Raw genomic sequence first — 15,252 nt, 5'->3', positions numbered from 1 at the left:
CACCGGACGGGTCACGCCGGGTGCCCCGGCCGCGGGTCGCCCCGGACGGCGGGCTCGACCTGAAGCGGTGGCGGGGCCGGGCCACCGACCCGGACGCCGACCGCAGCCGGGCCGAGGACGCCACGCCGGAGGCCGTCGCCCGGCTGAGGGCTCGCAGCCGGGCCCTGCTCGGGCAGCTCCTCCGCCCGCACCGCCGCCGGCTCGGGCTGGCCGTGACGCTGCTGTTGGCCCAGAACGCCGCCGCGATGTCCGGCCCGTACCTGGTCATGCTCGGCATCGACCACGCCATCGCGCCGCTGCGGGCCGGCGACCCTGAACCGCTGGTCACCGTCGCCGCCGCGTTCGCCACCGCGAGCCTGACCGAGTACCTGGCCCGCCGCGGCTTCCTCACCCTCACCGGCCGGATCGGCCAGGCCGTCCTGCTCGACCTCCGCCAGCGGGTCTACGGTCACTTCCTCCGCCTGGACGTCGCCTTCCACGAGCGGTACACCTGCGGCCGGATGGTCTCCCGGCTGACCAGCGACCTCGACTCGATCGCCGAGCTGGTCGACGGCGGGATCGACAATCTGGTGGTCGCCGCCCTGTCGGTGCTGTCGGTGGCCGGCATCCTGCTCTGGCTGGACCTGCCGCTGGCCGCGGTGACCCTGCTCGCCTTCCCGTTCCTGTTCTGGCTGTCCCGCTGGTTCGCCCGGGCCTCCGCCGGGGCGTACCGGCGCACCCGGGAGGCGGTGGCGCTGGTCATCGTGCACTTCGTCGAGTCGCTGCGGGGCATCCGCGCGGTGCAGGCGTACCGGCGGGAGGAGCGCAACCAGCAAATCTTCGCCGCGGTGAACGACGACTACCGCGAGGCCAGCCTGCAGGCGTTCCGGCTGATCGCGGTCTACTCGCCGGGGATCAAGGTGATCGGCAACCTCACCGTGGCGGTGGTGCTGGCCTACGGCGGCGCCCGGGTGCTGGGCGGCCGGACCGAGGTGGGCGTGCTCGCGGCGTTCCTGCTCTACCTGCGCCGGTTCTTCGAGCCGATGCAGGAGCTGAGCCAGTTCTCCAACTCCCTGCAGTCGGCCACCGCGGCGCTGGAGAAGCTCGCCGGGGTGCTCGACGAGCGGCCGGCGGTGGCCGAGCCGGAGCGGCCGGTCGCGCTGCCGACCGGGCCGGGCCGGGGCGCGGTGGCCTTCCGCGGGGTCTCCTTCGGTTACCGGCCGGACGCGCCGATCCTGACCGAGCTGGAGCTGACCGTGCCGGCCGGGCAGACCGTCGCGCTGATCGGCCCGACCGGCGCCGGCAAGTCGACGATCGCCAAGCTGCTGGCCCGGTTCCACGACCCGGCCACCGGCGCGGTCACCCTCGACGGGGTGGACCTGCGGGACCTGGCCGACGCCGAGCTGCGCCGGGCGGTGGTGCTGGTCACCCAGGAGAACCACCTGTTCAGCGGCTCGGTGGCGGAGAACATCCGGTTCGGCCGGCCGGGCGCGGACGACGCGGCGGTGGAGGCCGCCGCCCGGGCCATCGGCGCGCACGACTTCATCGCCACGCTCCCCGACGGGTACGCCACCGAGGTGCACCGCCGCGGCGGCCGGCTCTCCGCCGGGCAGCGCCAGCTCGTCGCGTTCGCCCGGGCGTTCCTGGCCGACCCACGGGTGCTGATCCTGGACGAGGCAACCTCGTCGCTGGACGTGCCGACCGAGCGGCTGGTGCAGCGGGCCCTCGGCAGCATCCTGCGGGACCGGACCGCCCTGGTCATCGCGCACCGACTCTCCACCGTGGAGATCGCCGACCGGGTGCTCGTGCTCGACGGGGGTCGGATCGTGGAGGACGGCCCGCCGGCCCAACTGGCCGCCGCCGGTGGCCGGTACGCCGCCCTGCACCGCCAGTGGCGGGACTCGCTGATCTGACCGGGTGGCACCTGCTGTCCCGTCGATGACACCCGTCGGGCGGCACGACGCTCAAGCCGTGGTCGCGCCGTCACCCGCTGCCTAGGATCGGCTGATGACCGATACCGCGAGGACGGCCCGCGCCGGCGTCCCCGAACGTCCGACCCTGGACGGCATCGAGGAGACCTGGGCGCGCCGCTGGCAGGAGGACGGCACGTACGCGTTCGACCGCGCGAAGGAGCGGGCGGACGTGTACTCGATCGACACCCCGCCGCCGACGGTATCCGGCGAGCTGCACATGGGCCACGTCTTCTCGTACACGCACACCGACACGGTGGCCCGGTTCCAGCGGATGCGCGGGCGGACGGTGTTCTACCCAATGGGCTGGGACGACAACGGCCTGCCCACCGAGCGCCGGGTGCAGAACGTGTACGGGGTGCGCTGCGACCCGAACCTGCCGTACGACCCGGACTGGACCCCGCCGGCCGCGCCGGTCAGCGACGCGGCCCGGAAGGACCCGGTCTCGCTCTCCCGGCGCAACTTCGTGGAGCTGTGCGAGCAGCTGACGGCGCAGGACGAGCAGGTCTTCGAGGCGCTGTGGCGGCGGCTCGGGCTGTCGGTGGACTGGTCGCTGACGTACACCACGATCGGTCGGCTGGCGCGGGCGACCAGCCAGCGCGCCTTCCTGCGGAACCTGGCCCGCGGCGAGGCGTACCAGGCGGAGGCGCCGACGCTGTGGGACGTCGGCTTCGCCACCGCGGTGGCCCAGGCGGAGCTGGAGGACCGGGAACGGCCGGGGGCGTACCACCGGCTGCGCTTCACCGGGCCGGACGGGCGCGAGGTGCTGATCGACACCACCCGACCGGAGCTGCTGCCGGCCTGCGTGGCGCTGGTCTGCCACCCGGACGACGAGCGGTACGCCGACCTGGTCGGGGCGGTGGTGCGTACCCCGGTCTTCGGGGTCGAGGTGCCGGTGCGCGCGCACTCGCTGGCGGACCCGGCCAAGGGCACCGGCATCGCGATGGTCTGCACCTTCGGCGACCTGACCGACGTGGCCTGGTGGCGGGACCTCGCTCTGGACACCCGGGTGGTGCTCGGCCGGGACGGCCGGCTGCTGCGCGAGCCGCCGGCCGGCGTGCCGGCGGAGCCCTACGCGGCGCTGGCCGGGCAGACCCTCAACGGCGCCCGGCGGACGCTGGTGCAGCTGTTGGCCGACGCCGGCGACCTGGTCGGCGAGCCGCGGCCGATCACCCACCCGGTGAAGTTCTACGAGAAGGGCGACCGCCCACTGGAGATCGTCTCGACCCGGCAGTGGTACCTGCGCAACGGTGGCCGGGAGCCGCGGCTGCGGGAGGAGCTGCTGGCCCGCGGCGTTGAGCTGGGCTGGGTGCCGGAGCACATGAAGCACCGGTACGACCACTGGGTGGGCGGGCTGACCGGTGACTGGCTGGTCAGCCGGCAGCGCTTCTTCGGGGTGCCGGTGCCGGTGTGGTACCGGCTCGACGACGCTGGCGAGCCGGACTGGTCCCAGCGTCTCACACCGGACGAGTCGATGCTGCCGATCGACCCGTCCAGCGAACCCCCGCCCGGCTTCACCGAATCGCAGCGCGGCGAGCCGGGTGGCTTCATCGGCGATCCGGACGTGCTGGACACCTGGGCCACCTCGTCGCTGACCCCGCAGATCGTCGGTGGCTGGGAGACCGACCCGGACCTGTTCGGCCGGGTCTTCCCGATGGACCTGCGTCCGCAGGGGCAGGAGATCATCCGGACCTGGCTCTTCGCCACGGTGGTCCGGGCCCACCTGGAGCACGGCGTGCTGCCCTGGCGCGACGCGGTGCTCTCCGGCTGGATCCTCGACCCGGACCGCAAGAAGATGTCCAAGTCCAAGGGGAACGTGACCACCCCGATGGGGCTGCTGGCGGAGCACGGCTCCGACGCGGTCCGGTACTGGGCGGCCAACGGCAAGCCCGGCATGGACCTCGCCTTCGACCCGGCCCAGATCAAGGTGGGTCGGCGGCTCGCCACCAAGCTACTGAACGCGTCCCGGTTCGCCCTCGGCCTGGGCGCCGCCGACGCGCTGCGCGCGCCGGCCACCGAGCCGCTGGACACCGCCATGCTCGCCGAACTCTCCGGCGTGGTCGGGGCGGCGACGTCGGCCTTCGCCTCGTACGACCAGACCGCCGCGCTGATGGCGACGGAGGCGTTCTTCTGGCGGTTCTGCGACGACTACATCGAGCTGGTGAAGGAGCGCGCCTACGGCACCGGGCCGAGGGCCGACTCGGCCCGGGCGGCCCTCGCGACCGCGCTCTCGGTGCAGCTGCGACTCTTCGCGCCGGTGCTGCCCTTCGTCACCGAGGAGGTCTGGTCGTGGTGGCGGTACGGCTCGGTGCACCGGTCGACCTGGCCGACGACGTACGAGGTGGGGCGGGCCGTCCAGGGTCCGGCCGACCCGGAACTGCTGCGGCTGGCCGCGGACGCGCTGAGCCAGGTGCGCCGGGCCAAGTCGGAGCGGAAGCTGTCCATGAAGGCGGAGGTGCCGCTGGCCGAGGCGCTCGGCCCCGCCCCCCTGCTGGAGAAGCTGACGCTGATCGCCGACGACCTCCGCGCCGCCGGCCGCATCGCCAAGCTCGACCTGCTTCCCGACCGCACCCCGGACCTGGTCATCGCCTGCGCCTTCTGACCCGCCCCCCACCCGCCCGGACCCGCGCAGTTTCCCGGAAAGAGTGGCCATTCGCGCCGCAGACGCCACTCTTTCCGGGAAACAGCGGCCCCGGACAGGCGCGAGGTCAGCTCGTTTCGCCAGCCACCGAGAACGACCGGAGGCGGTCGATGGCCAGCACCGTGAAGCCGACGCTGACCAGGGCGGTGAGCACCCCGGCGACCGGGACGGAGACCGTGGTGGAGAGCAGCTCGGTCGGGGCCATCCGATCGGCGAGGGCGATCACCCACTGCTGGATCGAGAGCACCTTCGTGCCGCTGACGAAGTTGCCGAGCAGCCCCTCCCAGATCAGCACGTAGACCAGCCCGAGCAGGACCGGCCGCCGGGTGACCAGGCTGAGCGCCAGGAACAGCGCCGAGTACGCCAGCGCGCCGAGCGCCGAGGCGGCGGCGAGCGCCAGGCCGAGGCGTACCGAATCGGCGAGCACGCCCGCGACGTAGAGCGGCACGGCGACGGTGGCCGCGCTGACCCCGACGGCCACCGCCAGCTTCGGCAGCACGATCTGCCAGCGGGGCAGCGGCTTGGTGAGGATGTGCACCACCGTCCCGTCGTCGATCTCGGCGCCGAGCACGCCGGTGCCGACGATCAGCGCCACCACCGGCAGCACCACGGCCAGGCCGAGACCGACCAGCACCGGCGGCCCCCACTGGCCCGGGTCCACCCCCAGCGACCGGCAGAGCACCGCCAACGCCACCAGCACGAGCGGCAGGGGCAGCAGCATCAGGAACCGGCGGCGGCCGAAGAGCCCGCGCGCGGTGATCCAGGAAACGGTCGACATCATGCCTCCACCAGGTAGGAGAAGACGCTCTCCAGGGACTCGTCCTCGGGGGTCAACTGCCGGACCCGAATGCCGTGGGCGAGCGCGATCTTCGGCAGGGCCCGGGTGAAGGCGCCGTAGTCACCCGCCCGCACGGTCAGGCCGGCCCGGTCCAGTTCGACGCCGGTGACCGAGACCTCGGCCATCAGCGCCACGGCCAGCGCCCGGTCGTCGGTGGAGCGGACCGCGAACACGTGCGGCCGGTTGGTCATCAGCCGGCGGATGGTGCGGAAGTCGCCGGAGGCGGCGAGCCGGCCGGCCACCATCACCTGGACGGTGCCGGAGACCTGCTCGACCTCCTCCAGGATGTGCGAGCTGAACAGGATGGTCCGGCCGGCGTCGCCCAGGCGGTGCAGCAGCTGCATCATGTGCAGCCGCTGGCGCGGGTCCATTCCGTTGAACGGCTCGTCGAGCAGCAGCACCTGCGGGTCGTGGACCAGCGCCGCGGCGACCCGGGTCCGCTGCCGCATGCCCTTGGAGTACGTGCCGATCCGCCGGTCCTGCGCGTCGGCCATCTCGACCAGGGCGATCGCCCGCCGGGCCGCCGCCTCCGGATCGGGCAGCCGGTGCAGCTTGGCGCTGGCCAGCACGAACTCGTAGGCGGTGAGGAAGCTGTGCACCGCCTCCCGCTCGCTGACCAGGCCGAGCCGCCGGTAGACGCCCGGGTTGCGCCAGGTCGGCTCCCCGTCGAGGGTCACCGCGCCCCGGGACGGGGCGAGGAAGCCGGCCATCATGTGCAGCAGGGTGGTCTTGCCGGCGCCGTTCGGGCCGAGCAGCCCGGTGACCCCGGGACCGAGCCGCATGGTGACGTCGTTGACCGCCACCACGTTGCCGTACCAGCGGGAGACGCCGGCCAGGTCGAGGGTGCTGGCGGCGGCGGTCGGGGCGGCCGCCTCCGGGCTGGCGCTGATCGTGGTCATCGGGCGGCCACCTTTCGGTATCGCAGCAACAGCAGGGCGACGCAGGCGGCGACCAGCAGGACGGCGGCCACCCCGTAGACGGGGCCGAAGTCACCGATCGGGACGCCGCCGCCCCGGCCCTCGGGCACCAGCAGGTCGCCGAGCGCCCAGGTGCCCACCCCGCCGACGAGCGTCGAGGGCGACGCGAGGAAGGCGAGCTCGTTGATCGTCCGGGACGGCAGGATCGACAGCGTCCCGACGATCGGGGTGGTCATCAGGAAGACCGCCACGATCCCGCCGGCGGCGAAGGCACGCTTGCCGGTGAGCGAGGCGACCAGCAGCCCGATCGAGGCGAAGACCGCCGCCCACAGCCCGGCGTAGAGCAGGCCGGGCAGCAGGTCGAGCAGCTCGTCCCAGACCCCGCTCATGCCCTTGTCGGTGGTGAACGCGGCGCCGAGGAACATCACCAGCTGCGGCCCGCCGAGCAGCAGCCAGATCGCGCTGACCAGGGCCAGCAGCTTGGCCAGCGGGTAGTCGTCGCGGGGCAGCGGCCGGGAGAAGTACAGCGGCAGCACGCCGCTGCGCAGATCCCGGGAGACCAGTTCGGGGGCAGCCACCGCGACGAAGAAGATGACCAGCCAGCTCATCGAGTCGGCGAACTGGGCGTACGTCATCACCACCTCGCCGATCTGGCTGCGGACCGCGGTGATCCCGGCGGCGACCAGGGTGACGATGCCGACCACCAGCCAGGGGAAGATCTTCGCCTTGGCGGTACGGCCCAACCCGAAGACGGTCCGCAGGCCGTGCAGGTAGAGCGCCCCGAAGACGTGCCGGCGGCCCAGCCGGGGGCCGGTGTAGCGCTGGTAGCCGATGTCGTGGATGACGCCGGTCGGCTCAGACATGGCTGGGCTCCCTCGTGGCGAAGAGTTCGGCCACCCGGTGCCGGCGCTGGTCCAGCCGGTGCAGCGGCAGGTCCAGCTCGGCGACCGCGCCGAGGATCAGGTCGTAGGTGGCGTCGTCGGCGAGCGGGACGAGCAGCAGCCGCCCCTCCCGGGCCACCGGCAGGTCGAGCGCGGCGAGCCGGGCCGCGAGGTCGTCGGTACCCTCGCTGACCTCGACCGCGAGCACGTCGGTGGCCGACGTCATCGCGGCGATCCGGTCAGCGCGGAGCAGCCGGCCGCCGTCGATGGCGACCAGCGTGTCGCAGATCCGCTCCACCTCGCCGAGCAGGTGCGAGCAGACCAGCACGGAGATGCCGAACTCGGTGCCGATCCGCTGGATCAGGGCCAGCATGGCGTCCCGGCCGGCCGGGTCGAGGCCGTTGGTCGGCTCGTCGAGCAGCAGCAGGTCCGGGTCGTGCACCAGGGCCTGGGCGAGCTTGACGCGTTGCTTCATGCCGGTGGAGTAGCCACCGACCGGGCGGTAGCGCTCCTCGTAGAGGCCGACGTGGCGCAGCGCCTCGGAGGCGCGTTCGCGGGCCACCGTGCGCGGCAGCCCGCTGATCCGGCCCAGGTGGGTGACCAGCTCGGCGGCGGACAGGTCGGGCGGGAGGGCGTCGTGCTCGGGCATGTAGCCCACCCGGGCGCGGACCGCCGCCGGGGCGGTGGTCGGGTCGAGGCCGAGCACGGAGACCCGGCCGCTGGTGGGTGGGAGCAGGCCGAGCAGGATCTTGATCAGGGTGGACTTGCCGGCGCCGTTCGCGCCGACCAGGCCGATGATCCCCGGCTCGACCGACACCGTGAGGTCGGCCAGCGCGGTGACCCGGCCTCCGTACGTCTTGGTCAGCGACTCGGTCGCTATCAGTGTCACGCCGTTCAGCGTAGGGAGCGGACGCTCCCCCGGGCACCAGGAATCGCTCGGGGATACCCCTGATTCCGCCCGGAGCCGGTAAGGGTTCCGTAACCCGGGCACGGGGTGACCGGCGCCACCGCCGACGGAAGACTCGACACATGCGCACCCGCCTGCTCCGCATGCCGCTGACCTGGGTCGCCCTCGCCGTCGTCGGCGCCGGGACCGCGTTCGGGCTGTTCTGGTTCCAACCCTGGAAGCTGGTCACCGACACCGAGGTCCACGAGCGGCTCACGGCGATCGAATCGGCCCAGCCCGCGCCCAGCCCGTCCGGCGCGCCGGCCACCACGTCCACACCGGCCGGACCGACGCTGGTCAGCCGGGGCGAGTTCGTCACCCACGAGCACGACACCAGTGGCACCGCCCGGATCGTCCGGGGCGCCGACGGCGGGTTCCGGCTGGAGCTGGTCGGGTTGGCCACCTCGAACGGCCCGGATCTGCACGTCTGGCTGACCGACCAGCCGGTGCGGACCGGGCCGTCCGGTTGGAACGTCTTCGACGACGGTCGGCGGGTACGGCTGGGGCCGCTCAAGGGCAACCGGGGCGACCAGGCCTACGAGATCCCGGCCGGGACCGACCTGACCGGGCTGACCAGCGTGTCGATCTGGTGCGAGCGGTTCGCGGTGTCGTTCGGCGCCGCCCCGCTCACCCCGGTCGGCTGAGTCCGACGGCCCCGGTCGACCGTCGCCCCAACGCCCGGTGACCGGGAGGTGGAGTGGCGCTCTCGACCGATCGCCGGTGGGCTGCGAAACTGTGTGCCGGCCGGTGAGTTGGGGGTTTGATGAGCAACGGGTGGGTGCTGCCCGAGGACGTGCTGCGCGACGCTCCGGCGTACGCGCCGCGCACCGGTGAACTGGCCGATCTGGAGTTGCTGCTGACCGGGGCGTACGCGCCGCTGACCGGCTTCATGACCCGGGCCGACCTGGCCTCGCTGAGCCGGCGCGGCCGGCTCGCCGACGGCACACCCTGGCCGGTGGCGGTGACCCTGCACGTGCCGGCGGCGCTCGCCGACGGCCTCGCGCTGGACGACCCGCTGCGGCGGGCGCTGGTACTCACCGACGGCGAGGGCGCCCCGGTGGCGGCGATGGACGTGACCGACGTCTGGCCGGTGCGGGACGGCGTGGTGGGGGTCGGCGGCGCGGTCCGCCGGCTCGGCGACGGCGGGCACGGCCCGTTCCAGCGGCTGCGCCGCGGTCCGGACGAGGTACAGGCGCTGCTGCCCCCGGGCCGGGTGCTCGGGGTGTTCGCCGACCGTCCACTGCACCGGCCGCAGCTCGCCCAGATCGCGCACGCCGCCCGCACGCTCGGCGCGCACCTGCTGGTGATGATCCCGGTGGGCGAGGAAGCGACCGGTGGGCTGCCGGCCGAGGCGCTGGTGCGCAGCGTCTTCGCCGCCCGGGACCGGATGCCGCCGGCCACCCTGGTGGCGGTGCCGCTGGCGCGGCGGCGCGACGAGATCAGCGACGCGCTGCTGCGGGCCCGGGTCGCCGCCGCGTACGGGGTGACCCACCTGCTCTCCACCGGCGAGATGCTCTCCGGTGCCGGCCTGCGGGTGCTGGTCCCCCGCGAGCTGGCCTACGACAACCGGGACGGGCAGTGGCGCTGGCGGGAGGACATCCCGCCGCGCAACCGGCGGTTGGCGCTCACCCAGGAGGAGATCGACGACCTGCTGGATCGGGGCTTTCCGCTGCCCGAGTGGCACACCCCGCCGGCGGTGGCCAAGGAGCTGGTCCGGGCCCGCCCGCCGCGCCGGCACCGCGGCCTGGTGGTCTTCTTCACCGGGCTTTCCGGTTCGGGCAAATCGACCATCGCGCGGGGCCTGGCCGACGCGCTGCGCGAGGGCGGCGACCGGACGATCACCCTGCTCGACGGGGACGTGGTGCGCCGGGAGCTCTCGGCCGGGCTGACCTTCAGCAAGGCCGACCGGGACCTCAACGTGCGCCGGATCGGCTGGGTGGCCGCGGAGATCGCCCGGCACCGCGGGGTCGGCATCTGCTGTCCGATCGCCCCGTACGCCGCCGCCCGGGCGACCGCCCGGGAGATGGCGCAGGCTGCCGGGGCCGGCTTCCTGCTGGTGCACGTCGCCACCCCGCTCGAGGTCTGCGAGCAGCGGGACCGCAAGGGCCTGTACGCCCGCGCCCGCGCCGGCCTGCTCACCGGGATGACCGGCATCGATGACCCGTACGAGGAGCCGACCGACGCCGACCTGACGGTGGACACCACCGACATGAGCATCGAGGCGGCGGTCCAGGCGGTGCTGCACCACCTGACCGAGACCGGCTGGGTGGAGCCCCGCCTCCAGTCCGCCTGACCCTTCCGGGACACGCCGTCGCCCGCCACGCGCGGGCGGCGGCGTTCGTCTTTCCCCCGGTGGCGGGTGCCGCCTCTCCCGGGGCCATCCACGATGCCGGTGCCGGCCGCGACGCTTCGCCCGCCGACGGCTTTCGCCGTGACCTTCTGCGCGGTAGTGTTCGTTCTTGTTGAAACACGTTCGACCGCGTGGAGACGCGGTTGCGGCCCCCGGAGGTACGGCGGATGCTGGCGCGGCAGCGGCAGACGGCCATCCTGGAACGGGTCCGCAGCGCCGGTGGCGTGCGGGTCACCGAGCTGGCCGCCGAATTCGGCGTCTCGGACATGACCATCCGCCGAGACCTGGAAACCCTGCACGACCTGGGCCTGCTGGCCAAGGTGCACGGCGGCGCCACGCTCGCCGGTCCCGGCTCCACCGACGAGCCCGGCTTCCACGCCAAGTCGGTCCGCCAGTCCACGGAGAAGGCGGCCATCGCCGCGCACGCCGCCCAGCTCGTCCGCCCCGGGGCCGCGGTCGCCCTGTCGGCCGGTACGACCACCGCGGAGCTGGCCCGCCGCCTCGTCGACGTGCCCGGCCTGACCGTGGTGACCAACTCGCTGCCGGTCGCCGAGATCCTGCACGCGAGCGGGCGGCCGGACCAGACCGTCGTGCTCACCGGCGGCGTCCGGACGCCCTCCGACGCGCTGGTCGGCCCGCTGGCCGTGGCCGCGATCGCCTCGCTGCACCTGGACCTGCTCTTCCTCGGCGTGCACGGGATCAGCGAACGGGCCGGCTTCACCACGCCGAACCTGATGGAGGCGGACACCGACCGGGCCCTGGTGGCGGCCGCCGACCAACTGGTCGTCCTCGCCGACCACACCAAGTGGGGCACGGTGGGGATCTCCTCGATCGTCGGCCTGGACGCGGCGGACGTGCTGGTCACCGACGACCGATTGGCACCGGAAGCACGACGGGTACTCGACGAGAAGGTGGGTGAGCTGGTGATCGTGCCGGGCACCGGGCGACCCACGGAGGAGGCGGCGGAGTGAAGCGTACGCAGATCGAGCTGGCCGACGGCCGTGAGCTGATCTACTTCGACGAGCGGGACGACGCGATCCGCGACCAGCCCGACCGGCGGGAGCTGCCCCCGCCGCCGCCCGCCTCCCAACTGCGCTACGACCCGCTCACCGACGAGTGGGTGGCGGTGGCGGTGCACCGGCAGACCCGCACCTTCCTGCCCCCGGCCGACCAGTGCCCGCTCTGCCCGTCCCGGGCCGGCCGGCTCAGCGAGATCCCGGCCCCCGACTACGACGTGGCGGTCTTCGAGAACCGCTTCCCGGCGCTGAGCCAGCGGGTGGCCGACGAGCCGGCGGAGATCACCCCGTTCACCCCGGTCCGACCGGGCCGGGGCCGGTGCGAGGTGGTCTGCTTCACCGACGACCACAACGCCTCCTTCGCCAGCCTGCCGCCCCGCCGGGTGCGGACCGTGCTGGACGCGCTCGCCGACCGGACCAGCGCGCTGAGCGAGTTGCCCGGGGTCGAGCAGATCTTCCCGTTCGAGAACCGGGGCGTGGAGATCGGCGTGACGCTGCACCACCCGCACGGTCAGATCTACGCGTACCCGTTCGTCACGCCACGGACCCGGTCGATGCTGGCCGCGGCACGCCGGCACGCCGAGCGCACCGGCGGCAATCTCTACGCCGACGTGCTCGCCGCCGAGCGGGCCGCCGGGGACCGGGTGGTGACGAGCAACGAGCACTGGACGGCGTACGTGCCGGCGGCCGCCCGCTGGCCGTTCGAGGTGCATGTCGCCCCGCACCGGCCGGTGCCCGACATCCCGGCGCTCGACGACGCCGAGCGGGACGCCTTCGGCCCGCTCTACCTGGACGTGCTGCGCCGCTTCGACGGGCTGTTCGACATGCCCATGCCGTACATCGCGGCCTGGCACCAGGCCCCGGTGCGGATCGACCGCGAGCTGGGGCACCTGCATCTGCAGCTGTTCAGCATCCGGCGCGCCAAGGACAAGCTGAAGTATCTGGCCGGTTCGGAGTCCGGGATGGGTGTCTTCATCAACGACATCGCCCCGGAGCGGGCCGCCGAGCTGCTGCGTGGCGCCTGACCGGCGACGTCCGGCGAACGGTGCCATGGCGGTTGTCCGGCACGCCCGGACACCGCCATGTCACGTGACTGGAGTCGCTGGAACAGGGCGCGGGGGGCCCGGGACAGGGCCCCCCGCAGGGAAGGGACGGCTGGCTGTTCGCGACAGCCGGGAAGGCTGGCTGATCGGCACTCGAGCCGCGAGGCGACGCGGTCAACCTTCCTGGACGCGACTGGCATCACGTCCACCCGGTTCAACGACCCATCACCCGCCCAGTGACGCCGCCCCCGCCGGCGCGCGCCGGGCCCGATCGGCGCGGCCTCCGGCGGGCGCCGCCCGGGTACGACGAAGCCCGCCGGCGGGTGCCGGCGGGCCTCCTCGATGACGCGGTGCGGAATCAGGCGTTGATCTTGCGGGCCAGGTTCTCGTCCAGCGCGTTCATGAACTCGTCGGTGGTCAGCCACGGGGCGTCCCGCGAGATGAGCAGCGACAGGTCCTTGGTCATCTGACCACCCTCGACGGTGTCGACGATGACCTGCTCCAGGGTGTTGGCGAACTCGGTGACCGCCGGGGTGCCGTCCAGCTTGCCCCGGTGGGCCAGGCCCCGGGTCCAGGCGTAGATCGACGCGATCGGGTTGGTCGAGGTCTTCTCACCCTTCTGCCACTGCCGGTAGTGCCGGGTGACCGTGCCGTGCGCGGCCTCCGCCTCGACGGTACGGCCGTCCGGGGAGAGCAGCACCGAGGTCATCAGGCCGAGCGAGCCGAAACCCTGCGCGACGGTGTCGGACTGCACGTCACCGTCGTAGTTCTTGCAGGCCCAGACGTAGCCGCCCTCCCACTTGAGCGCGGCGGCGACCATGTCGTCGATCAGCCGGTGCTCGTAGGTGATGCCGGCGGCCTCGAACTCGGCCTTGAACTCGTTCTCGAACACCTCGGCGAAGATGTCCTTGAACCGGCCGTCGTACGCCTTGAGGATGGTGTTCTTGGTGGACAGGTAGACCGGGTAGTTGCGGTCCAGCCCGTACCGGAACGAGGCCCGGGCGAAGTCCCGGATCGACTCGTCGAAGTTGTACATGCCCATGGCGATGCCGCCGCCGGGGAAGTTGGCGACCTCCATCTCCATCGGGGCACCGCCGTCGGCCGGGGTGTAGGTGATGGTCACCGTGCCCGGCCCGGGGACGACGAAGTCGGTGGCCTTGTACTGGTCACCGTGGGCATGCCGGCCGATGATGATCGGCTTGGTCCAGCCGGGGACCAGCCGCGGCACGTTGGACATGATGATCGGCTCGCGGAAGACGACGCCGCCGAGGATGTTGCGGATGGTGCCGTTCGGCGACCGCCACATCTTCTTCAGGCCGAACTCCTCGACCCGGGCCTCGTCCGGGGTGATGGTCGCGCACTTGACGCCGACGCCGTGCTCCTTGATGGCGTTGGCGGCGTCGACGGTGACCTGGTCGTCGGTCTCGTCGCGGTGCTGGATCGACAGGTCGTAGTAGTGCAGGTCGACGTCGAGGTAGGGCAGGATCAGCTGCTCCCGGATCTGCTTCCAGATGATCCGGGTCATCTCGTCGCCGTCGAGCTCCACGACCGGGTTGTTTACGTTGATCTTCGCCATCGGCCGGCGCTCCTCTCGGGGGACACGTGCTCAAGCAGTACGAGCGTACTGGAAACTGGCCTGGGTGCCGGAGCCGGCCTCGGTAGGCCGGGAATCGGGGTGCACGGCACAGGAGATCGCTGGCAGCATCACCGGATGCCACTGAGCCGCACCCTCGGGTCTATCACGGTCACCGCCCTCACCGACGGCGAGGGGCCGTTCTTCCAGCCCCGCGCGGAGGCGTTCCCGGACGCCACGGCGGCGCACTGGCGCGAGGCGGACCGGCGTGATCCCGGCGCGGTGACCGCCGACCGGCGGTGGTGGCTGCCGTTCCGCAGCTTCGCGATCCGCGCCGGCGACGGCCCGGTCACCCTGGTCGACGCCGGGATCGGCCCGGCCGACTCGCTGGCCGCGAGCTGGGCGCCGGTGCCGGGGCGGCTCCCCGCCGAGCTGGCCGCCGCCGGCATCGATCCCGCCGACGTGCGCACCGTGGTCCTCACCCACCTGCACAGCGACCATGTCGGCTGGGCGGTGACCGGCAGCCCCGGCCGGCCGCACTTCCCGAACGCGGACTACCTGCTGCAGCGGGCCGAACTCGACGCGCTGGCGCTGTTCCACCCGGAGCTGCCGGCCCGGCTGGTCGGTCCGTTGCGCGCCGCCGGCCAGCTCCGGCTGCTTGACGGCGACACCGTCCTCACCCCGGGAGTACGCGTGCTGAGCACCCCCGGCCACACCCCCGGCCACCAGTCGGTGCTGGTGGAGCCCGGCGACCACCAGCGCCTGCTGGTCACCGGCGACCTGCTGGTGCACACCGTGCAACTGGTCGACCCCGACCTGGCGTACGCCCACGAGGAGGACCCGGAGACGGCCCGGCGCTCCCGGACGGCCCTGCTGCGCGACCTGGCCGCGCAGCCTGCGACCCTCCTCGCCACCCCCCACCTCGGCACCCCCTTCCTCCCCCTCTGATCCGCCCCACCCCCTCACCCCGCCCTGGTGATCAGGAAGTTGTTGCCGCGACACGCCGCGGTGGCCGACAACAACCGGGAGCAGGAGGCGGAGGCGGGGAAAAAGTCGAAGGGGCGGGCCGGCGGGAGCCGGCCCGCCCCTTCGGCGGCG

At 73.2% G+C, this 15,252-nt stretch carries 12 protein-coding genes; 7 read left to right on the top strand and 5 right to left on the bottom strand.

The genetic code is table 11. The features are described from left to right. Window positions 1–20 precede the first annotated feature (20 nt). Window positions 21–1,892, top strand: coding sequence for an ABC transporter ATP-binding protein (locus I8N68_RS01275; protein WP_307812507.1), 1,872 nt, complete (start codon window positions 21–23; stop codon window positions 1,890–1,892). Window positions 1,893–1,986: 94 nt separating this feature from the next. Next, the gene (valS, locus tag I8N68_RS01270) at window positions 1,987–4,551 is read left to right on the top strand and encodes a valine--tRNA ligase (RefSeq protein WP_200206533.1); all 2,565 of its coding nucleotides are present in this window, start codon (window positions 1,987–1,989) and stop codon (window positions 4,549–4,551) included. Window positions 4,552–4,657: 106 nt separating this feature from the next. On the opposite strand, the gene I8N68_RS01265 is transcribed toward valS, so the two are convergent. Genes I8N68_RS01265 through I8N68_RS01250 form a run of 4 tightly spaced genes read right to left on the bottom strand, consistent with a single transcriptional unit; the run spans window position 4,658 to window position 8,115 of the window. Continuing rightward, on the bottom strand, window positions 4,658–5,368 hold the full coding sequence (locus I8N68_RS01265; RefSeq protein WP_109800677.1) for an ABC transporter permease: 711 nt from the start codon (window positions 5,366–5,368) through the stop codon (window positions 4,658–4,660). Beyond that, window positions 5,368–6,327, bottom strand: coding sequence for an ABC transporter ATP-binding protein (locus I8N68_RS01260; protein WP_200206531.1), 960 nt, complete (start codon window positions 6,325–6,327; stop codon window positions 5,368–5,370). Before I8N68_RS01260 ends, I8N68_RS01265 begins: the two co-directional genes overlap by 1 nt. Continuing rightward, a complete protein-coding gene (locus I8N68_RS01255; RefSeq protein ID WP_200206529.1) occupies window positions 6,324–7,208 on the bottom strand; it encodes an ABC transporter permease in 885 nt (294 codons plus the stop codon). The genes I8N68_RS01260 and I8N68_RS01255 overlap by 4 nt, the downstream gene beginning before the upstream one ends. Next, complete coding sequence (locus I8N68_RS01250; protein WP_200206527.1) at window positions 7,201–8,115, bottom strand: ABC transporter ATP-binding protein; 915 nt, start codon at window positions 8,113–8,115, stop codon at window positions 7,201–7,203. The genes I8N68_RS01255 and I8N68_RS01250 overlap by 8 nt, the downstream gene beginning before the upstream one ends. A 140-nt stretch (window positions 8,116–8,255) precedes the next feature. Here I8N68_RS01250 and I8N68_RS01245 point away from each other — a divergent pair, with 140 nt between their 5' ends. The 4 genes from I8N68_RS01245 (at window position 8,256) to galT (ending at window position 12,563) form a co-directional block, all read left to right on the top strand. Then, window positions 8,256–8,816 carry a DM13 domain-containing protein gene (locus I8N68_RS01245; protein WP_200206525.1) on the top strand — a complete coding sequence of 187 codons (561 nt, stop codon included), beginning with the start codon at window positions 8,256–8,258 and terminating at the stop codon, window positions 8,814–8,816. A gap of 119 nt (window positions 8,817–8,935) precedes the next feature. Next, window positions 8,936–10,465: an adenylyl-sulfate kinase gene (cysC, locus tag I8N68_RS01240; RefSeq protein WP_200206523.1), complete on the top strand. Its 1,530-nt coding sequence runs from the start codon at window positions 8,936–8,938 to the stop codon at window positions 10,463–10,465. Between the two features lie 224 nt (window positions 10,466–10,689). Next, a complete protein-coding gene (locus tag I8N68_RS01235; protein ID WP_200206958.1) occupies window positions 10,690–11,493 on the top strand; it encodes a DeoR/GlpR family DNA-binding transcription regulator in 804 nt (267 codons plus the stop codon). Then, a complete protein-coding gene (gene galT / locus I8N68_RS01230) occupies window positions 11,490–12,563 on the top strand; it encodes a galactose-1-phosphate uridylyltransferase (protein ID WP_200206521.1) in 1,074 nt (357 codons plus the stop codon). Before I8N68_RS01235 ends, galT begins: the two co-directional genes overlap by 4 nt. Before the next feature lie 376 nt (window positions 12,564–12,939). Here galT and I8N68_RS01225 read toward each other — a convergent pair whose 3' ends face one another. Next, window positions 12,940–14,157, bottom strand: coding sequence for an NADP-dependent isocitrate dehydrogenase (locus I8N68_RS01225; RefSeq protein ID WP_200206519.1), 1,218 nt, complete (start codon window positions 14,155–14,157; stop codon window positions 12,940–12,942). A 135-nt stretch (window positions 14,158–14,292) separates the two neighbouring features. Between I8N68_RS01225 and I8N68_RS01220 the strand changes: the two genes are divergently transcribed. Then, the gene (locus I8N68_RS01220) at window positions 14,293–15,102 is read left to right on the top strand and encodes an MBL fold metallo-hydrolase (protein WP_200206517.1); all 810 of its coding nucleotides are present in this window, start codon (window positions 14,293–14,295) and stop codon (window positions 15,100–15,102) included. Window positions 15,103–15,252: the final 150 nt, after the last annotated feature.

The organism is Micromonospora coerulea (genome assembly GCF_016598485.1).
Taxonomy (GTDB): domain Bacteria; phylum Actinomycetota; class Actinomycetes; order Mycobacteriales; family Micromonosporaceae; genus Micromonospora; species Micromonospora coerulea.
This window is presented reverse-complemented; position numbering and strand designations above follow the sequence as displayed.